We start from the raw sequence: 18,714 nt of genomic DNA, 5'->3' as shown, positions 1-18,714 counted from the left end.
TTGAGGGAAAGGCCAATGGAACACGTAACCGAACAACAACTGACAAGGCGGCAGAGCACCGTATGGCGGGCACTGCGCGCTGCCGCACCGCAGACCATCCCGGTGCTGGCGGGCTATTTTGTGCTGGGGATGGGCTACGGCATTTATGTGCAGTCGCTGGGCCTGCCGGTGTGGATGCCCATGCTCATGGGCACCGTGGTGTACGGCGGTTCGCTGGAATTTGTGCTGGCAAGCCTGCTGCTGAGCGCGTTCTCGCCCCTTTCGGCCTTTTTGATGGCGCTGATGATCCAGGCGCGGCATTTGTTCTACGGCCTTGCCATGCTGGAGCGCTACAAGGGCTACGGCCTGCGCAGCTTTTATATGATCTTTGCCATGAGCGATGAGACCTTTTCCATCACCTGTTCGGCCGAGCCGCCGGAAGGGGTGGACAGGGGCTGGTTCATGTTCTTCATCACCCTGCTGGATCAGTGCTACTGGGTGTTCAGCGCCGGTCTTGGCGCGGTGGTGGGCTCGGCGCTGCCCTTCAGCACCGAGGGTGTGGACTTTGTGATGACCGCCATGTTCACGGTGATCTTTCTTAACCAGTGGGAAAAGGACGAGCAGCACTACAGCGCCCTGATCGGCCTTGCCGCCCCATTGGCGTGTCTGGTGTTTTTTGGCTCCAGCAGCTTTTTGCTGCCCTCCATGGGATGCATCCTGGTGCTGCTGCTGGCTCTGCGTAAACCGATCGAAAAGGCCGAAGGCACCGAAGCAGAAAAAAGCGACGAGGAGGTGGGCGCATGACCGCAGTCCAGATGGGCCTGACCATTGCAGTGTGCACCGCCGCTACCATGATCACCCGCTTTCTGCCCTTTGTGGTGTTCTCTTCCAAGGATCAGCAGCCGCCGGAGGTGGTGCGGTATCTGGGCCGGGTGCTGCCCGCCGCCATCTTTGGTATGCTGATCGTCTACTGCCTGAAAAGCGTCACCCCCTTTGCGGGCAGCCGCGGCATTCCGGAGGCCGTCGCCCTGCTGGTGACGGTGGGCCTGCACAAGTGGAAGCATGAGACCCTGCTCAGTGTCGCAGGCGGTACGCTGTGCTATGTGCTGCTGGTGCAGCTGGTGTTCTGAAGAAAGAAAAAAGCGCGCTGCCGAGCAGGAAGATTCCTGTACGACAGCGCGTTTGTGCATGGGACGATCCGCTGACAGCGAACCGGAGCAGGACCGTCCGAAAAACCGATGCTTTGCGACCCGGTCACGGAAATTTTTCAAAAAAAGGTGTATACTGTAGAAAAATGCATCCGAAGGAGGGTCTTCCCATGCCCAGCATCATCATTATAGGTTCCGGCCCGGCAGGCGTATCCGCCGCGCTGTACGCTGTCCGCGCCGGGGTGGATACCACGGTGCTCACCAAAGGCCCCGGTGCGCTGGACCGCGCCGAAAAAATTGAAAACTATTACGGCTTTGCCGAGCCGGTCTCCGGTGCGGAACTGGAACGCCGCAGCATCGAGAATGCAAAGCGCCTTGGTGTGAGATTCGTCACAGCCGAAGCCGTGGGCCTGACCTATACGGATAAACTCACCGTAGAAACAGTGGATAAAAATTACCCGGCGGACGCTGCGATCCTTGCCACGGGTGCATCCCGGGCGGTGCCGCGCATCCCGGGCCTTGCCGGGCTGGAGGGGCACGGCGTGAGCTATTGTGCCGCCTGCGATGCCTTTTTCTACCGTGGAAAGGACGTGGCGGTGCTGGGCAGCGGCGAGTATGCCCTGCACGAGGTGCAGGCTCTGCTGCCGGTGGCAAAAAGTGTTGCCCTGCTGACCAACGGCGCACCGCTGACGGCGGACTTCCCGCCGGAAGTCACAGTCTATCCGCAGACCGTGGAGGCTGTTCTGGGCGAAACCGTTGTCACCGGCGTGCAGCTGTCCGGCGGTGTGCAGCTGCCTGTCAGCGGTGTATTTGTGGCACTGGGCGTGGCGGGCAGCACCGCACTGGCTAGGAAGATCGGCGCAGAGGTGGACGGGAACCGCATCGTGGTGGACGAAAAAATGCAGACTACCGTGCCCGGCCTGTATGCGGCGGGCGACTGCACCGGCGGCCTTCTGCAGGTGGCAAAGGCCGTGTATGAGGGCGCGCAGGCGGGCACTGAAGCCGCCAAGGCCCTGCGGAAAGGATGAAAAGCAATGTCGGAAACAACAAAGGAACACCGCGATTGTCTGGCCAAAGGTTTTCCCTTCTGGAACGACCTGACACCCGACGAACAGGACATGCTCTGCCGCTACACCCGGCCGGTGCACTACGCAAAGGGGGCAAGGGTGCACAGCCCGCTGGAAAGCTGCGTGGGCATCCTGCTGCTGCGCTCGGGCCAGTTGCGGGCCTACCTGCTCTCGGAGGACGGGCGGGACGTGACGCTCTACCGCCTGTTCGGCGGGGAGGTGTGCATCCTGTCGGCCTCCTGCGTGATGGACTCGGTGAACATCGACCTGTATATTGATGCCGAAGAGGACACCGAGGCCTACTGCATCAGCGCGGGCGTTTTCCGCAGGCTGATGCAGCAGAACGTGCATGTGCGCTGCTACGCCTATCAGATGACGGCGGAGCGCTTTTCCGACAGCATGTGGACCATGCAGCAGGTGCTGTTCATGAGCGCAGACCGCAGGCTTGCCATTTTTCTTACCGATGAGCTGGCCAAGACCGGCGGCGACGAGGTGCGCATGACCCACGACCAGATGGCAAAATACATGGGGTCTGCCCGCGAGGTGGTGAGCCGGATGCTGAAATACTTTGCGCAGGAGGGCTGGGTGCGGCTGTTCCGGGGCGGCGTGCAGGTGCTGGACAGGAAAAAGCTGCAGCAGCTGGCAAGAGGAGAATAACAAAAAAGGGACGATGTGAACATCACATCGTCCCTTTTTGGGTCATAGGTTATCCTTTGCAGCCCTGTTCTTCCCAGTCGCCAAAGTCGCTGGCTTCGGCGATCTTGGTGGGGTCGAATTTTCCGCTCTCGTCTTTGGGAGCAACAGCGGGGCCTGCTTCCACAGGGTTCTGGTTGGGAGCTTCCGGGGCGAACACCGGCTTCTCACCGCCCTCCGCGGGTGCCGCCGGGGCAGAGGCTTCTTCGGCGGGCTGGGCAGCAGCTGCCGCTTCTTCGGCAGGAGCTTCCGGCGCAGCTTCTTCTGCAGCCTTTTCGTTGGCAGCATCGGAGGCTTTGGTTTCCGCTTCGGCGTAGGCTTCGGCAGTCTTGGCGGCTTCCTCAACGTTCTGCTCGGCGTCCTCCGGGAACTCTACTTCCTCCACATGGAGCGGGTCTTTCTGGTTCAGGATCTTGTCCAGTGCCACAATGGCAGCACCGGTAACGGCCACAGCAGCGGCCGTGCCAAGGATACGAAACAGTGTTTTCATGCCGGGACCTCCTTGAAAGATTAGATCAAGAGAATGTTACCACATCGTTCAGCGGCTTTTCGGCAGGCTCCACCGAAATGGCGGTGAGCACCGGGCCTTTGCCGCGGTAGATGTTATGGAACTTGTAGCCTACCTTTGCGGTCACCCGCACCCATGCGCGCTGCTCCAGCGCCTTGTAGCCATCGTAGCTGCAGGGAAAGCCCACGAACTGGATGTCCTGCACGCAGCAGGTCATGGCGAAACGGCCCGGCACGAAGCTGTTCTTGCCGGCACGGTTGGTCTGACACACCTGTGCAAGGAATTTGACCGTTTTGCCGGTATACTTCTGGGGCTCGTCCTGACAGTCCATGTACCAGATGCCAAAATCGTCATCCGGAATGTCGATGATGTCCGCGTTGATGTCAAAGGGCAGCGGATCAGGGATATCGTCGTAGGCCACGCTGCCGTCGGCAAACTCGTAGGCGATATCGCACTTGCGGGAAGCCTGACGCACCAGCTTGTGCAGCTCCTGACGGGCGGCGTCGTTGTTCACGGCTTCGGCGCGGTTGAACACGATCAGCTCACTGCGGGCGATTTTGTCCAGCAGCAGGCTGCGCATGGAGTTGTCGCGGGCGTAGGTCAGGGCGGTGGTGCCGTCAGCGGTGGCGATGCACTGGTACACGATCCAGCTCTCGGGCAGAGCCTCGGCCAGATCCTGCAGCAGCCACATGCCGTTGTACTCAATGACCACACGGCCTGCACCGGATTCCTTTTCCAGCTTTGTCAGGTTCTGCGGGTTCAGTTCGGCCTTGTCCTCCAGCACCTTGACGGTCACGCCGGGGAAGGCGAACTTCTTCTCGTTGTACTCCTCTTCGCCCTCCTCGCAGATCAGCAGCAGGGTCTTGTCGCCGGAGTCGAAGTTGGGGTCTTCAAAGGTCTCCTGAATGAATTTGGTCTTGCCGCTTTCCAGAAAGCCTACAAACAGGTAGACCGGAATTTCTTTTGCCATAGGAATGGTTTCTCCTTAAAAAATCATTATCCAATCAGGCTCCCTCTCTGAGGGAGCTGGCAAACCCGTTAGGGTTTGACTGAAGGAGTTCAGCAGCCGAACAGCTCTGCAATGGCCTTTTCGTTCAGCTTGGAGCCGATCACGACCAGCTTGCCGCCCACATCTGCACCGCGGGCACGCACTTCCCATTCGCCGGGCACATAGTCGAACTCCAGCCAGCCGTCTGCGCCGCCGTTCACGATGCCCTTGCTGCGCAGGATCATGCCGTAATTGCCGGTATCCAGCTCGGTGAGGGCGCGCTCCACTTCTGCCTTGGTGAACTTGCGGGCCGTCTCAACGCCCCAGCTGGTGAACACCTCGTCGGCGTCGTGGTCATGATGATGGTGATGGCCGCAGCAGCAGTGGCCGTCATGGTCGTGATGATGCTCGTGCTCGTGCTCGTCCTCGTCATCGTCGTCATCGTGGTCGTGATGGTGGCCGCAGCAGCAATGGTCATGGTCGTCATGATCGTGGTGATGGTGCTCATGCTCATCGTGATCATCATCTTCATCATGATCGTGGTGATGCTCGTGCTCATCCTCGTCGTCATCATCGTGGTCGTGATGATGGCCGCAGCTGCACACACCGTTCTCGTCATAGTGGTGATGATGGTGGTGATGCTCTTCTTCCTCGTCCTCGTGGGAGTGCTCCTCATTGGCCTTTGCAGCCATGGCGATCAGCTCTGCCTTGAAGTCGTCCTTGGTGGACATGGCCTTCAGGATCTGCTCACCGGTCAGCTCGTCCCATGCGGTGGTCACGATGGTAGCGGTGGGGTTCTTCTCGCGCAGCATGGCGACCGCAGCGGCGATCTTCTCTTCGCTGGCGGTCTGGGTGCGGCTGAGCAGGATGCAGCTTGCGTGGCTGATCTGGTCGTCGTAGAACTCGCCGAAGTTCTTCATATACATCTTCACCTTGTTCACATCGGCCACGGTGACAAAGCTGTTCAGCTGCACATCCAGATGCTCAGCCACGCCTTCCACAGCGCGGGTCACATCGGAGAGCTTGCCCACGCCGGAGGGCTCGATGACGATGCGGTCGGGGTGGTACTGCTCCACCACCTGCTGCAGGGCGGTGCGGAAATCGCCCACCAGAGAGCAGCAGATGCAGCCGGCGTTCAGCTCGTTGATCTGGATGCCGCTTTCCTTCAGAAAGCCGCCGTCAATGCCGATCTCGCCGAACTCGTTCTCGATCAGCACCACCTGCTGGCCGGCAAAGGCCTCTTTGATGAGCTTTTTGATCAGGGTAGTTTTACCGGCACCAAGGAAGCCGGAGAAAATATCGATTTTGGTCATGATTCAATTGCCTCTTTCTTTGAATAGCACACAGAGCTGCAGAGTGCTGGCTCAAAAATCTTACACTCCTATTATAACAAGGCTGTCAATGGGAAAACGGCCTTTTTCAAGAAAAAATTGTAACTTTTTTTGCAAATTGGCGGCATTTTGAGGGAGAACGAACTCCCTCAGTCAAAACCTGACGGTTTTGCCAGCTCCCTCGGGGAGGGAGCCTCTGGCGTGCCCGCAAACTTGGCGCTTACGCCGGAAACTGCAAACCCCTCTGGTGAAACAGTGGTTCAGAAACGCCCGCAGGCGTTTCTGAACCACAAATATAAAAATATTTTCCGCTGAACATGGCCAGAGCGCAAGCGGAGGTCATTCCAAACCGTCCTGCCCCTGCATTGCAATCTTTTTCCCGGAATGATACAATAAGGCCAAACAGAAATGCACCGCTGCCGGGCTTTCCGGTGAGAGAAAAGGAAGCAAATCATATGAGCATGAATACCGTTCCAGAGCGCCTTGCCGCGCTGCGTGCCGCCATGGCTGCAAACGGCGTGGCCGTTTATCTGATCCCTGTGGGTGATCCCCACGCCAGCGAATACCTGCCCTGCCATTACACCAGCCTGACCTGGTTCTCCGGGTTCCACGGCGAGAACTCCAACTTCGTGGTCACCCGCACCGAGAGCGCCCTGTGGGCCGACGGCCGTTATTTTGTGCAGGCCGAGAAGGAAATTGCGGGTACCGAGATCAAGCTGCAGCGCATGGGGGAACCCGGCGTGCCCACCGTGGAGGAATACTGCGCAAATGCCCTGAATGAGGGCGAAGCACTGGGCCTGTGCGGCCTGACCGCCAGCACGGCCCTCGTGAACGACCTGAAAAAGGCACTGGAAAAGAAGGGCGCTTCCATCAAGACCCTGAACCTTGAGGACGAGCTGTGGACAGAGGGCCGCCCTGCCCTGCCGGATACCCCAGCGTGGATCCTGCCGAAGGAATATGCGGGCGTCTCCCCGGCGGAAAAGCTGGATCAGCTGCGCAGCAAGCTCAAGGAGCTGGGCTGCACCGCTCAGTTTGTGGGCAAGCTGGATAATCTGGCATGGCTTTTGAACCTGCGCGCCATGGACATTGAGTGCACTCCCTATGCCATGGCCTACTGCTATGTGACACCCCGCCGCGCGGTACTCTTCATCAACACAGCCCGCGTCACCCCGGAGGCAAAGGCAGAGCTGGAAGCCAACGGCATCACGCTGGCGGAGTACGACGATGTGCTGAAGTTCCTCGCTGCTGAGACGGAACCCCAGACCGTGCTGGCCGAGTGCTCCACGGTGAACTACGCCGTGTATCAGGTGCTGGAGCAGAACCCTGCCCTCACCGTGAAGGACGGCACCGACCCGCTGCTGATGATGAAGGGCGTGAAGAACGAAACGGAGCTTGCCCACACAAAGCAGGCCCATATCCGGGACGCTGTGGCCATGGTGCGGTTCCAGATCGAGCTGGAAAGCCGCCTTGCTGCCGGTGAGACCCTGACCGAGCTGACGGTGGATGAAATTCTGCACAAGTACCGCAGTGCGGACGATAAATTCCTTGTGGAAAGCTTTGGCACCATTGCGGCCTACGGCGGCAACGCAGCCATGATGCACTACCACGCCACCCCGGAAGATCACGCTGTGCTGGAAAAGAAGGGCTTTCTGCTGGTGGACAGCGGTGCCACCTACATGGACGGCACCACCGACATCACCCGCACCTACCCGCTTGGCCCGCTGACCGAGGACGAAAAGCGCTTCTACACATGGACTCTGCAGAGCCACATCGACCTTGCCAAGGCTGTCTGGCTGGATTACTGCGAGTGTAAGATGATCGACACCATTGCCCGGGAACCGCTGTGGCGGCACCTCATCAACTACCGCTGCGGCACCGGTCACAGCGTCAGCTTTGTGGGCAATGTGCACGAAGGCCCCCATGCCCTGAACAGCCGCAACACCACCCGGATGCGCCCGGGTATGGTGGTCACAGACGAGCCGGGCGTTTACGAGACCGACCTCGTGGGCATCCGCATCGAGAACGAGCTGGTGTGCGTGCACAGGGCCGATAACCAGTACGGTACCTTCCTTGGCTTTGAACCGCTGATGTTCGTGCCCATTGCCACCTCTCCCATCCTGCCCGGTGTGCTGGATAAGGACGAGATCGCATGGCTGAACGATTACCACCGTCAGGTGTTTGCAAAGCTGGCACCGCACCTGAACGACGAAGAACGCAGCTGGCTGGCGGAGAAGTGTGCCGCCATCGGCTGCTGAGAAAGCGCAAAAAACACCCGGAGCCGTGCAGGAGCCAGAGCGGCTCTCGGCGGCAGCCGGGTGCTTTTTATAGGGTCACAGCTTGCAGCAGTGCGTCTGTGGGGTGTCCAGCGGCGGAAGAGTGAACTCGTTTTCGCCAAAGGGCGAACGCAGGATGGCCGCCCGCGTTTCCGGGTAGATGCCAAGTTCGGTGTAGATGTCCCGGTACAGGAGCATCACCCGCCGCCGCAGCGAAAGGATGTCGGCGGTGGTCACTCTGGAGTGGGAGACACTCTGGCTGTTCTGCAGGTAGTAATAGCCGATGTCCGGGATGGAAACGGCGGTGCGCACATAGCGCAGATATTCGGTGTTGAACAGCTGATCCTCCGCAAACAATTCTTTGCGGAAATGGAGGCTGTGCTTCCGCAGGAGGTCACGGCGGTAGAACTTGTTGCAGGGACTGCCATAGTAGAAGGTGTTCGGCTTCTGGATCAGATGCTTTGCGTACTCCTGTCCGGTGTACACCCCGGCAGGCAGATAGCCATAGGCCCGGGTGCGGGGCGGATTGCGCTGGAGCACATGCTGCAGCGCCTTTTCCCAGGGGCGGATGTGCTCCACATAGTTTTCCGGGTACACCATCCAGAAGGGCGCGATCACAAGATCGGCGGTGTGGGCCTCGGCGGCGGAGACCAGCTTTTCCGTAAAATCGGGGGCCAGCCAGTCGTCGCTGTCCACAAACTGGATGTATTTGCCGTGGGCCAGCGCAATGCCCTGATTGCGGGTATCCGCTGCGCCGGTGTTGGTTTTATCCACCAGTGCAATGCGGTGATCGCTGGCGGCAAGGGCGCGGCAGACGGCAAGGGTGTCGTCGGTGGAGCCATCGTTCAGCAGCAGGATCTCAATGCTTTTGTAAGTCTGGGCGCAGATGCTTTTGACACAGCGGGCAATGCACCCGGCAGTGTTGTACATGGGCACGATGATGCTTACAAGGGGAAATTCCATAGGTTCTCCTTTTCTCAGATGCGGCTGTGGGTGCGGGCAAATGCGTCGGAAAGCTTCTGCACCGGGCCGTTGGGCAGAGGGCTTTCAAACAGGCTCAGATAGATGCCGTGCAGCCGCAGGCGGAATTTATCGTACACGCCCAGCTGGATGCACATTTCCTTGTAGGTGTGGTACATCCGGCTGCGGTGGCGCAGCATGTCCGCCGCGCTCACCTGCGTATGGCATACGCTCTGCGGGTTCTGGATGTAGCAGTAGGCGGCTTCGTCGATGGCGGCAAACCGCTGTGCCACCTGCAGATACCGGGTGTTGAACAGCTGGTCCTCGGCGTATACCACATGCTCGAACCGGATGTGCGCCATCTGGATGAGATCCCGGCGGTAGAGCTTGTTCCAGAGCACGCCGTAGTAAAAGGCAGCGGCATTGCCGGTGAGCTGCCATAGGTAATCCACCTTGTTGTACACCCCGGCGGGCAGCAGGCTGTACTCCCGGGTGTCATAGCCGCCATCCTTGCGGGGCACCATCATCCGGTAGGGAGCTAGCACAAGGTCGGCATGGCTGCGCTGCATAGCAGCCACCAGGTTTGCGGTGCAGCCCGGCAGCAGGTGATCGTCGCTGTCCGCAAACTGGATGTATTCGCCGTGGGCAAGGGCAAGGCCGCAGCTGCGGGTGTCTGCTGCGCCGGTGTTGGGCTTGTCCACCACACGGATGCGGCTGTCGGCGGCAGCAAGCTTCCGGCAGACAGCAAGGGTGTCGTCGGTGGAGCCGTCGTTCAGCAGAAGAATCTCAAGCTCCGGGTAGCTCTGGGATGTGATGCTCTCCACACAGCGGGAGATGAAGCCCGCCGCGTTATAGGCGGGCACAATAACGCTGACAAGCGGCTGCGGCATGGCGGGTCCCTCCGTTTTTTCTTTTTTCGATGCAGCAAAGTTTTATTTATCATACTCCAGCCCTGCGCAAAAATCAAGGCGGGCGGCTGGCGGAAAGGAGAATGTGAGATGGTATTTCACATTGCGGTATGCAGCCCGGACGCAGCCTTGCGCAGCGGGCTGGAACGCCAGTGCATGGAATATTTTGCCCGGCGGCAGGATGCGTGCATCGTGCAGCAGCTGCCGGATGCAGATGCGCTGCTGCGCCGGGACACCGAGGGAGAACGGTTTGACCTGTATCTCATCGAGCTGGGCGCTGTAGCGGCCCCGGCAGGGCTTTCGGCGGCTGCGGAGCTGCGCCGCCGGGGCCGCAGGGCTCCGCTGGCCTTTGCGGCCCGCACACCGGCCCACGCCTACAGTGCTTTCCGGGTGGATGCCATGCAGTATCTGCTTCTGCCGGTGCACCAGCAGGAGCTTTCGGCCCTGCTTGCCCGCGCCACCGAGCCGGAGTACGGCCCGGCAATGACCGTTGCCACCGCCGAAGGCCTGCGGGCGCTGGCCTATGCGCAGATCGAATATCTGGAGTGCACCCACCATGTGGTGCACTTCCATCTGCTCAGCGGCGAGGATGTGGTGTCCCTTTCGCTGCGGGTGTCCTTTGCCGAGGTAGCAAAGCCGCTGCTGGAAGACGGGCGTTTTTTGCAGCCGCACCGCTCCTATGTGGTCAATCTGGCGGCGGCACAGCTGCTGACAGCGGGCGAGCTGCAGATGTGCAGCGGTGCGCGCATTCCCATCCCGCGCGGACGGGAGGGTGCAGTGCGCGAAGCCTTCCGCAGCTGGATCGACCGGTAAAATGGCAAACAAAAAAGAGCCGCTTTCACGGCTCTTTTTTTGTGCCCGGAGATCAGGCATCGGGTTCGGTTTTGTGTTTCTTTTCCTTGTCGGAAGCATCCAGAACACCAAAGCCCCAGTGGTTGGCCATGTCCATGATGATCTTCTGGGGAGAACCGGAGGGATAGGCGTTCTCGGAGAACGCGGTCAGGAATTTATACAGCTGCGGCTGCACCTGATCGTACAGGCCCAGCTTTGTGTACAGCTCCTTGTAATAGCGGAACACCTGCAGTTTGTTCTGCACGATGGAAGCCAGATTGATCTGGGTGTGGCAGATGCTCTGGGGGTTCTGCACATAGTGGTAGCCCGCTTTGGAAATGGATACGAAAACATTGGCGTACAAAATGTATTCCAGATTGAAAACCAGATCTTCGGCCCAGCGCACCTCGCTGGTGAACTGAAGATGATGGTCTGCCAGAATATCCCGGCGGTAGAGCTTGTTCCACAGCACGCTGTAGAAGAAGGATGCGGGCTTCTCCATCAGGCGCAGGGCAAAGGTATCGCGGTCGTAGATGCCCTCGGGCAGGAAGCCGTATTCACGGATATCATCAGGCTTTTTCTCGGCATCGATGCCAAGGTTCTCCTGCAGGTTTTCCAGTGCCTGCGTGGCCTTGGAAGAGTTGGCGGGAATCACCATCCAGTAAGGTGCAATGACCAGATCGGCGTTGTTCGCTTCGGCAGCAGTCACCAGCCGCTCGGTAAAATCAGGGTCGAGATAATCGTCGCTGTCCACAAACTGCACATACTTGCCCCTTGCAAGGGACATGCCGCAGTTGCGGGTCTCCGACACACCGGAATTGGATTTGTCCACCAGAACGATGCGGGGGTCCTTTTCACGGAATTGCTCACAGATGGAAAAGCTTTCGTCCCGGGACCCGTCGTTGACCAGAATGACCTCGATATTCTTCCATGTCTGGGCACAAATGCTCTCCAGACAGCGGGCAACACTATTCTGCACGTTGTACACAGGCACGATAATGCTGACGAGTGGGTTGTTCATGACGGAAGGTCTCCTCTTTACGGATATTATACCTTTATATTAAAAATCACAGAGTGTATTCTCACAAATGAGGACACTTCCCCCTTGGGGCAGTCCTATTTATAATATCATACTCTTCTTGCGAACAAAATGCAAGAGCAAAGAAGGATCAGATAAAGAAAAGAACCGCACGCTGCGGCCCTTTTTTCTTACACACGTGTCCAGTCCAGCGCATCCCACCGGGGCACGAACTGGCTGCAGATGCGGCGCATCTCCGGCTCGTCGGCGGCAGAGGTGCGGTCTGCAATGCCAATGACGTAATACCCGGCCTTGTGGGCGGTGGCGGCGGCGTATACGGCATCCTCGCACACGGCGCAGGCGGCGGGGTCTGCACCGCCCAGACGGCTCATGCACTCAAAGAACACCTCCGGGTGGCTTTTGTGCAGCACACCCCGCGCTTCCACGATGAAGGAGAAATACTGCGCGATGCCAAGCCGGGTAAGCACGGTGCGGCACTGTTCGGCCCAGGTGTTGGAGCAGATGCACATGCGTGCGCCCTCGGCCTGCAGCTTTGCCAGCATCGTGCGCACGCCGGGTTTCAGCTCCACGGTCTCGTACAATTCGGCGATCACCTCGCGCATCACGGAAAAATAGCTTTCCTCGGTCAGCGGCAGGCCGTACTCCCGGATCAGATACTGTGCGCCCTCCTGCATTCCCATGTTCAGCAGTGTGGCGCGCAGATCCCCCCGCGGGGTGCGGCCATAGCGGCGCAGCAGTGCGTCGGGGGCACCCTCCCACACCACGGTCATGCTGTCGGTCAGGGTGCCGTCCATATCAAAGATCCATTGCTTGCAGTGCATGAGAATGCCTCCTTTTGAGATCCTGACAAGTATACCATGTTTCTTTGCCGGGAGAAAGGCATCAATTTACAAAAAACGGAAGAAATTTCTCTGGAAATATGCTATAATCTGAACAAAACCGGAAACGATCAAAGGAGGCGGATGCAATGGATGATCGCAGAGCGCCGTGCAAAGCTCTGGTGCTGGCGGGCGGCGGAGCCAGGGGCAGCTATCAGGTGGGTGTGTGGCGCGCGCTGATGGAGCTGGACTGGCACCCGCAGATCATTACCGGCACCAGCGTTGGCAGCCTGAACGGTGCCATGTTCGTGCTGGACCAGTACGAGACGGCCCGCGATATGTGGCTGGCCATCCGCAGCAAGGATGTGATGGAGCTGCCGGAGGAGGATGCCGACCTTTCGGCCCTGCACCAGTTCCTGCGCAGCGTGGTGAAAGCCGGCGGCATGGATGTGACCCCGCTGGAAGAGATCGTGGAGCGGGTGCTGGACGAGGATGCCCTGCGCGCGGCTCCCATCCGCTTCGGCCTTGTCACGGTGGAGCAGCGGGGCTTAAAGCCCCGGGAGCTGACGCTGGACGAGATCCCGGCAGGAAAGGTCAAGGACTACCTGATGGCCTCCGCTGCCTGCTTCCCGGCGCTGCGTGCGCGGGCGATCGACGGGGTCAAGTTTCTGGATGGCGGCTACAGCGACAACATGCCCACCGGTCTTGCCAAACGCATGGGCGCGGATGAACTGGTGTGCGTCGATCTGGAAGGCGTGGGCATCACCCGCCCCAACCTCACCGGCCTGCCCACCGTGATGGTGCGCAGCTACTGGGAGCTGGGCGATATCCTGCACTTTGACCCCGACACCGCCCGCCGCAACATCGAGCTGGGCTACTATGATACCCGCCGCGCTATGGGATATCTGCGGGGGTGTGCCTATGCTGTCTCCTGTGATGCCCAGAGCTGCGCGGACGCTGCTGCGTTCCACGCAAAATTTGAGCGGGTGCAAAAGGCCGTGCGGGAGAAATACCCCGTCACCCTGACGGCGGATGCGGCCCTGCTGCTGGCCAAGATGAAGGATGCCGACCTTGCCCCGCTGGAAGCCGCCGCGGAAGATGCCGGTGTGGACCCGGCCCATTACTACACCACCCATACTTTGTGCGATGCATTCCTTGCAAAGTGCGATCAGGCACGGATGCAGAGCTTTGCACCGCTGTTTGAGGGCAGTGCCGATGCGGCGCGGGCCGCACTGGCCGCGCTGCTGCCCAATACCTTTTTGCAGGCGCTGGTCTGGCGCACCCTGACCACGCCGGAAGCCGAGCTTTTGCCGGAGGTGACCGAACATGAAAGTGTATAAAGGTTCCTGCGCTTCTCCCGGCCTTGTGCTGGGGCAGGTGAGCCGTCTGGAGCACCATGTGGAGACCACGACCGTGGGCCCCTTTAAACCGTCCCGGGAGCTGCAGCTGCTCACCGATGCCATCCGCACGGCGCAGGACGAGCTGGAATCCATGGCAGACCGTGCCGCACCCAGCGAGCAGGCCATCTTCCAGTTCCAGAGCATGATGCTGGACGACGAGGGCATGATGAACGAGGTGCGCTTCTGCATCAATGCAGGCATTGGTGCGGCAGCGGCCATGAATCAGGTGGGCCAGCGCTACGCCGACCAGCTGGCCAACATGAAGGATAACCCCTACATGCAGCTGCGCAGCGTGGATATTCTCGACGCAAGCCGCCGGGTCATCAACATCATCACCAACCGCCCCCGCATGTGGCTGGCGCTGGATCACCCGGTGATCCTTGCGGCAGAGCGGCTGATGCCCACCGACCTGTTCAGCGTGCCCTCCGGCATGATTTTAGGCATCATCACGGCAGAGGGCAGCGGCCAGAGCCACGCGGCCATCATTGCCCGGGCAATGAATATCCCGGGCATCGTGCAGGTGGGCCGGGATTTTCTGGACGACTGCGACGGCCGCACCGTGATTCTGGACGCCACCGGGGGCCAGTGCACGCTGGACCCGGACGCTGCCGCCCGCCAGCAGGCCGAGACCCGCATCTGCGAGCTGCAGCGGGAGAACGAAGAGATGGGGCAGCTGCATGCTCTGCCCAACAGGACAAAGGACGGCCAGCCCTTTGAGCTGCTGGCCAACTGCTTTGGGCCGGAGGACATCGACACGGCCATGCAGTCCGGTGCACAGGGCGTGGGCCTGCTGCGCACCGGCTACATGATGCTGCCGGGCCGCATTCTGGACGAGCAGGAACAGTATTTCTTCTACTGCTCCTGTCTTGCTGCCGCCAAGGGCTGCCCGGTAACGGTGCGCACCTTCGACTTTGGCTCAGACCGCACCATTTCCGACGCCTATCAGGGCCTGCAGTCTTCCAAGCTTGGCCTGCGGGGCATCCGCAACAGTCTGCGCCAGCCCCACCAGTTCGAGACGCAGCTCTGTGCGCTGCTGCGCGCCGCCGACCGCGGCCCGCTGCGGGTGATGTTCCCCATGGTGACGAATGTGGAGGACTGGGACGCAGCCATGCGTGTGGTGGAGCGCTGCCGCGAACACCTGCGGGAGCGCGGCGTGGCGTTCAACGAAGATACAAAGTTCGGCGTGATGCTCAGCGTACCCGCTGCCTGCCTGACCGCTGAGGAATTTGTAGAGCATGGGGTCGATTTTCTTGTGGTCGGCACCAACGACCTGACCCAGTATACCCACGCCGCCGACCGGGAGCTTGCCAGCGCGGAGCACTACTACCGCCCGGCCAGCAAGGCCATGAAAAAGCTCATCACTATGGTGCTGGATGCCGCAAAGGTGCGCAATGTGCCGGTGACCATCTGCGGCCTTGCGGTGGGCAACCCGGCCAACACGGTGCAGTATCTGCAGCTGGGCCTGCGCAGCTTCTCGGTGAGCCCGCAGAACCTTTTGAATGTGAAGAAAGCCCTGCTGGAGCTCTGACGCTCCAAACCATTTTTGACACAGCAGCCCGGAACGACCCACAGATCGTTCCGGGCTGTTTTTTCTGCGGCTGCGAAAGCATTTTCTCTTCCATTTTTTTACAGAACGCACGAAAAAACGGGGGGGGGGTATCCAAAAGGTTCGTACAGAATGAAGATTGCGCCTTGCTGCAGAAATGCTATACTTTAAATGTTTAAAACGTGCGGGCAGGCGAAAAAAGCCTGCATGCACGAAAAAAACGAGAGAGGAGTTATCTTTATGAAGAAGTTTGGCACACGGCTCATCAGTGCGGTACTTGCAGGCTGCATGATGACCTCTGTCCTTCCCGTGAGCGCATTTGCTCTGGAGGGAAGTACAGAATTTGAAGGCAATGTGAGCGCACAGGAAAATTCCGATGCGCCTGCAGAGCCCTCCGGAGAGGTGGCAGCGGCCTGCCCCCTGACCGGCGGCGACATCATCATCAACAATGATTTCATTAAAGCGAATGGCAACGTTTATTCCATAAGCGGTACCTATGCGGACGGGATCGTGATCGACGCTGAGAACGACGATGTGGTCATCAACGTCACCGGAGAAACGACCTTTGCTAAGGGTAGTGCGGCCTTTATTACAGTCCGCAGAGCCAAGAGCGTGACCGTCAACGCTGAGGGGCAGACCATCAAGACGGCAGAGGGCCTCGCCTACAGCCGCTGCTTCTATGCCGAAAACAGCTTCACGGGCACCGCAGTGCTTCACGGCGGCACCTATAACTGGCAGTGTGGCAGCAGGCCCGCATGCTATCTGTGCGGCGGCAGCTGGACGTTTGACAATCTCACCATGAAAGCCATCACGCGTGCTATTGAAACAGATGGAGCCAATGTGACCGTCAACGGCGGCACCTACGACTGCAGCTATAGCGACAGCGCGACGTTTTGGATCCAGAATTCCACCAACTCGTCCTTCAATTATGTGAAAGCCTCCGGCGCGGGCTGGGTCCTGAACGCCATCGACAACAGTGTGGTCAATGTCGTCGGCGGCTCTTACTCCCGCAATCCGGACGCCCAGGTATACAAAGACCGTCCGACGCTGCGCGTCGCCAATAATGCAACGCTGAACGTCACAAATGCCGATGTCACCGGAACCTACTGCGATGTGTTTGTGACTAATGCCACCGCCAACCTTTTCGGCGGTACTTATACCAACACCAACCAGTATCCTGGATGCATGTCCCCTGCACTGAAGGTATGGAACGGCGGCACATTGAGCGTCAATGGTGCCACTGTGGAGTGCATGGGTGACAATGCTGCCATTTCTTCGGGCGAACCGGCAGGGTCGTATTATCATTATAGATATGGGGACGGCGGCAAGCTGGTCGTTGAGAACTGCACGATCCAAAACAGCAAATACGGCATTTATCTCGGTAAGGGCGAAAACGCCTCCGCAGAGCTGAAGAGCGCCGAGTTTGAGGGGAACGACAGCGATATTTACCTCGCTTCCGGCAAGAAGATCACCATCAGCGATACCTTTACCACCCCCGCCACCATCAAGGTTGCCGACCCGAAAGAAGGCCGTCAGCTCACGGTCGCAGGCAATGCAAACAAGCTGAACCTTGTGGGCCAGAACGAGAGCTACCGTGTGGCGTATAAAAAGGTACACCACTATTATTACCTGACCAACCGGGCACCCGGCTACACCCTGACCGCCGAGGGTGCCACGGCAACGATCAAGGACGAGGACGATGTCATCGAGCTTACCCCCAATGACGAGATCGCCAAAGGCACCCCGGTCACCCTGACCGCGCATGACGGCGATGGACTGGAGTTCGCAGGCTGGACCGTGATGGTGGACGGCGTTGTACAGAATGACCTGCTGAAATTCCCCAATGAGGAGGACCAGACCAAGGCGACCTTTGATATGCCCGCAGGCAACGTGACGGTCAGAGCCGTGTACGAAATCGTGGACCCCGTGGACCCGGTAGACCCTGTGGACCCGGTAGACCCTGTGGATCCTGTGGACCCGGTAGACCCTGTGGACCCCGTCCTGCCCGGTGTCATCATCGGCGGCGCTGTAATCCTGGGTGCCTATGAGACCGGCACCGGCATCTACCGTCTGATGAACATGCAGGGCCTCCCCCTGCCGTCTGACCGCATCGAGCTGGCAGAGCTGGTCTGGGAGCGTGCAGGCAAGCCGGAGCCGCAGAACATGACCGATGAGGACCTGTATGCGGACATTGACGCCGACGATACCGATGCCCAGAAGGCTGCACACTGGATGGTGGAGCAGGAGCTGATGAAGTTCGACGAGGACAACAACAAGTTCCATCCGTGCTTCCCGGTCAGCAAGCTGCGCGTCTGCCTTACCTGGCAGGATGCAAAGGACAAGGGTCTCATTGACTGATCTGCCCTGCGTCTGCACAGCGGAACAATAAAAAAACAAGGGGCCGCTCCTTTCCGGGAGCGGCCCCTTGTTGCTGTCCGGAAGGCCCGCAGGCGCTGCCGGGCAGCACAAAGCATTATTCCAGATTCCCCGTCAGGGTCATTACCGAAGCAAGCACGGCCAGCGGGGCGGTCTCGCACCGCAGGATGCGGGGGCCAAGGCCCACCGTTCTGGCACCGGCCTTTGCGGCCATCTCGGCTTCCTCGGCGGCAAAGCCGCCCTCGGCTCCGGTCACGATGGCGATTTTCAGCTTTTCACCATCGGCGGGCTTTGCTGCGGCCAGCAGGTCGCGCAGGGGCGCGCCGCCGCACTCGTAGCAGAACAGCACAAGGTCGTACTGTGCAAAGGTGCGGCACACGGCCCCGAAGTTTGCCAGCGGCAGGGCCACATCCGGCAGAACGCCCCGGCCGCACTGCTTGGCGGCTTCCGCCGCAATACGGTTGTAGCGCTCGTTCTTCTGCTCCTCTTTTTTGGGGGCAGCCACGCAGTACCGGCTGAAGAAGGGCACGATGTGGGCTGCGCCCAGCTCCACGCCGTGCTTGATGATCTGCTCCAGCTTGTCCTGTTTGGGATAACCAGCCAGCAGAGTGACCTCCACGCTGGGTTCGGCGGCGCTGGGATAGCCCGGCTCCACCCGGAACTCCACACACTCATCGCCAAAGCCGGTGATGGTGGCGGTGTATTCCACGGCGTTGCCGTCGCATAGAATGACAGTATCGCCCAGCCTTGCGCGCATCACACGGGCAAGATGGTGGGCATCGGCCCCGCGCAGGGTGGCGGTGCCGTCAGAGATCTCGGTGGTAAAATAACGGTGCGGCATAAAATCTC

The 18,714-nt window shown here is 59.7% G+C and carries 17 protein-coding genes; 9 read left to right on the top strand and 8 right to left on the bottom strand.

What is annotated here, in order from left to right:
- The first annotated feature begins 15 nt into the window (after positions 1-15).
- The 4 genes from DWY76_RS06235 (at position 16) to DWY76_RS06220 (ending at position 2,851) form a co-directional block, all read left to right on the top strand.
- Complete coding sequence (locus tag DWY76_RS06235) at positions 16-783, top strand: AzlC family ABC transporter permease (protein WP_120080446.1); 768 nt, start codon at positions 16-18, stop codon at positions 781-783.
- Positions 780-1,109 carry a branched-chain amino acid transporter permease gene (locus tag DWY76_RS06230; RefSeq protein WP_120080444.1) on the top strand — a complete coding sequence of 110 codons (330 nt, stop codon included), beginning with the start codon at positions 780-782 and terminating at the stop codon, positions 1,107-1,109. The genes DWY76_RS06235 and DWY76_RS06230 overlap by 4 nt, the downstream gene beginning before the upstream one ends.
- Positions 1,110-1,297: 188 nt before the next feature.
- Entirely contained in the window at positions 1,298-2,155 is an 858-nt protein-coding gene (locus DWY76_RS06225; RefSeq protein WP_120080442.1) for an NAD(P)/FAD-dependent oxidoreductase, read from the top strand.
- A gap of 6 nt (positions 2,156-2,161) precedes the next feature.
- Positions 2,162-2,851 carry a Crp/Fnr family transcriptional regulator gene (locus DWY76_RS06220; protein WP_005943776.1) on the top strand — a complete coding sequence of 230 codons (690 nt, stop codon included), beginning with the start codon at positions 2,162-2,164 and terminating at the stop codon, positions 2,849-2,851.
- Between the two features lie 49 nt (positions 2,852-2,900).
- On the opposite strand, the gene DWY76_RS06215 is transcribed toward DWY76_RS06220, so the two are convergent.
- The 3 genes from DWY76_RS06215 to DWY76_RS06205 all read right to left on the bottom strand — a co-directional run bounded on the left by DWY76_RS06215 (position 2,901) and on the right by DWY76_RS06205 (position 5,696).
- Positions 2,901-3,377, bottom strand: a complete 477-nt coding sequence (locus tag DWY76_RS06215; protein ID WP_120080440.1) for a hypothetical protein — start codon at positions 3,375-3,377, stop codon at positions 2,901-2,903.
- 25 nt (positions 3,378-3,402) lie between these two features.
- Entirely contained in the window at positions 3,403-4,365 is a 963-nt protein-coding gene (locus tag DWY76_RS06210; RefSeq protein ID WP_120080438.1) for a GTP-binding protein, read from the bottom strand.
- 89 nt (positions 4,366-4,454) lie between these two features.
- Positions 4,455-5,696 (bottom strand): CobW family GTP-binding protein, encoded by a 1,242-nt coding sequence (locus tag DWY76_RS06205; RefSeq protein ID WP_120080436.1) that lies wholly within the window; start codon positions 5,694-5,696, stop codon positions 4,455-4,457.
- A 473-nt stretch (positions 5,697-6,169) separates the two neighbouring features.
- On the opposite strand from DWY76_RS06205, the gene DWY76_RS06200 reads away from it, so the two are divergent.
- Entirely contained in the window at positions 6,170-7,969 is a 1,800-nt protein-coding gene (locus tag DWY76_RS06200; RefSeq protein ID WP_120080434.1) for an aminopeptidase P family protein, read from the top strand.
- Between the two features lie 75 nt (positions 7,970-8,044).
- Here DWY76_RS06200 and DWY76_RS06195 read toward each other — a convergent pair whose 3' ends face one another.
- Positions 8,045-8,950 carry a glycosyltransferase family 2 protein gene (locus tag DWY76_RS06195; protein ID WP_120080432.1) on the bottom strand — a complete coding sequence of 302 codons (906 nt, stop codon included), beginning with the start codon at positions 8,948-8,950 and terminating at the stop codon, positions 8,045-8,047.
- 14 nt (positions 8,951-8,964) lie between these two features.
- On the bottom strand, positions 8,965-9,837 hold the full coding sequence (locus DWY76_RS06190) for a glycosyltransferase (protein WP_120080430.1): 873 nt from the start codon (positions 9,835-9,837) through the stop codon (positions 8,965-8,967).
- Between the two features lie 108 nt (positions 9,838-9,945).
- On the opposite strand from DWY76_RS06190, the gene DWY76_RS06185 reads away from it, so the two are divergent.
- A complete protein-coding gene (locus DWY76_RS06185) occupies positions 9,946-10,668 on the top strand; it encodes a LytTR family transcriptional regulator DNA-binding domain-containing protein (protein ID WP_097774549.1) in 723 nt (240 codons plus the stop codon).
- Positions 10,669-10,720: 52 nt separating this feature from the next.
- Here DWY76_RS06185 and DWY76_RS06180 read toward each other — a convergent pair whose 3' ends face one another.
- Entirely contained in the window at positions 10,721-11,707 is a 987-nt protein-coding gene (locus DWY76_RS06180) for a glycosyltransferase (protein WP_120080428.1), read from the bottom strand.
- 188 nt (positions 11,708-11,895) lie between these two features.
- Positions 11,896-12,546 carry an HAD family phosphatase gene (locus tag DWY76_RS06175; protein WP_120080426.1) on the bottom strand — a complete coding sequence of 217 codons (651 nt, stop codon included), beginning with the start codon at positions 12,544-12,546 and terminating at the stop codon, positions 11,896-11,898.
- Between the two features lie 146 nt (positions 12,547-12,692).
- Here DWY76_RS06175 and DWY76_RS06170 point away from each other — a divergent pair, with 146 nt between their 5' ends.
- From DWY76_RS06170 to DWY76_RS06160, 3 genes are all read left to right on the top strand, one after another.
- Positions 12,693-13,883: a patatin-like phospholipase family protein gene (locus DWY76_RS06170; protein ID WP_120080424.1), complete on the top strand. Its 1,191-nt coding sequence runs from the start codon at positions 12,693-12,695 to the stop codon at positions 13,881-13,883.
- Positions 13,870-15,471 carry a putative PEP-binding protein gene (locus DWY76_RS06165; protein WP_120080422.1) on the top strand — a complete coding sequence of 534 codons (1,602 nt, stop codon included), beginning with the start codon at positions 13,870-13,872 and terminating at the stop codon, positions 15,469-15,471. Before DWY76_RS06170 ends, DWY76_RS06165 begins: the two co-directional genes overlap by 14 nt.
- Positions 15,472-15,729: 258 nt before the next feature.
- Complete coding sequence (locus DWY76_RS06160) at positions 15,730-17,847, top strand: hypothetical protein (protein WP_120080420.1); 2,118 nt, start codon at positions 15,730-15,732, stop codon at positions 17,845-17,847.
- Between the two features lie 115 nt (positions 17,848-17,962).
- Here the strand turns inward: DWY76_RS06160 and DWY76_RS06155 are convergent, their stop codons facing one another.
- Positions 17,963-18,706, bottom strand: coding sequence for an RsmE family RNA methyltransferase (locus DWY76_RS06155; protein WP_120080418.1), 744 nt, complete (start codon positions 18,704-18,706; stop codon positions 17,963-17,965).
- Positions 18,707-18,714: the final 8 nt, after the last annotated feature.

The sequence above is a fragment of the Faecalibacterium sp. AF27-11BH genome, assembly GCF_003603005.1.
GTDB classification, from domain to species: Bacteria; Bacillota; Clostridia; order Oscillospirales; family Ruminococcaceae; genus Faecalibacterium; species Faecalibacterium taiwanense.
Note: the sequence above shows the minus strand (reverse complement) of the source record. Positions and strands in the feature narration are given on the sequence as shown.

Excerpts from the sequence above, each read along its gene's own strand:
- DWY76_RS06235 (WP_120080446.1), top strand. The coding sequence starts at position 16 with ATGGAACACGTAACCGAACAACAACTGACAAGGCGGCAGAGCACCGTA.
- DWY76_RS06230 (WP_120080444.1), top strand. The coding sequence starts at position 780 with ATGACCGCAGTCCAGATGGGCCTGACCATTGCAGTGTGCACCGCCGCT.
- DWY76_RS06225 (WP_120080442.1), top strand. The coding sequence starts at position 1,298 with ATGCCCAGCATCATCATTATAGGTTCCGGCCCGGCAGGCGTATCCGCC.
- DWY76_RS06220 (WP_005943776.1), top strand. The coding sequence starts at position 2,162 with ATGTCGGAAACAACAAAGGAACACCGCGATTGTCTGGCCAAAGGTTTT.
- DWY76_RS06215 (WP_120080440.1), bottom strand. The coding sequence starts at position 3,377 with ATGAAAACACTGTTTCGTATCCTTGGCACGGCCGCTGCTGTGGCCGTT.
- DWY76_RS06210 (WP_120080438.1), bottom strand. The coding sequence starts at position 4,365 with ATGGCAAAAGAAATTCCGGTCTACCTGTTTGTAGGCTTTCTGGAAAGC.
- DWY76_RS06205 (WP_120080436.1), bottom strand. The coding sequence starts at position 5,696 with ATGACCAAAATCGATATTTTCTCCGGCTTCCTTGGTGCCGGTAAAACT.
- DWY76_RS06200 (WP_120080434.1), top strand. The coding sequence starts at position 6,170 with ATGAGCATGAATACCGTTCCAGAGCGCCTTGCCGCGCTGCGTGCCGCC.
- DWY76_RS06195 (WP_120080432.1), bottom strand. The coding sequence starts at position 8,950 with ATGGAATTTCCCCTTGTAAGCATCATCGTGCCCATGTACAACACTGCC.
- DWY76_RS06190 (WP_120080430.1), bottom strand. The coding sequence starts at position 9,837 with ATGCCGCAGCCGCTTGTCAGCGTTATTGTGCCCGCCTATAACGCGGCG.
- DWY76_RS06185 (WP_097774549.1), top strand. The coding sequence starts at position 9,946 with ATGGTATTTCACATTGCGGTATGCAGCCCGGACGCAGCCTTGCGCAGC.
- DWY76_RS06180 (WP_120080428.1), bottom strand. The coding sequence starts at position 11,707 with ATGAACAACCCACTCGTCAGCATTATCGTGCCTGTGTACAACGTGCAG.
- DWY76_RS06175 (WP_120080426.1), bottom strand. The coding sequence starts at position 12,546 with ATGCACTGCAAGCAATGGATCTTTGATATGGACGGCACCCTGACCGAC.
- DWY76_RS06170 (WP_120080424.1), top strand. The coding sequence starts at position 12,693 with ATGGATGATCGCAGAGCGCCGTGCAAAGCTCTGGTGCTGGCGGGCGGC.
- DWY76_RS06165 (WP_120080422.1), top strand. The coding sequence starts at position 13,870 with ATGAAAGTGTATAAAGGTTCCTGCGCTTCTCCCGGCCTTGTGCTGGGG.
- DWY76_RS06160 (WP_120080420.1), top strand. The coding sequence starts at position 15,730 with ATGAAGAAGTTTGGCACACGGCTCATCAGTGCGGTACTTGCAGGCTGC.
- DWY76_RS06155 (WP_120080418.1), bottom strand. The coding sequence starts at position 18,706 with ATGCCGCACCGTTATTTTACCACCGAGATCTCTGACGGCACCGCCACC.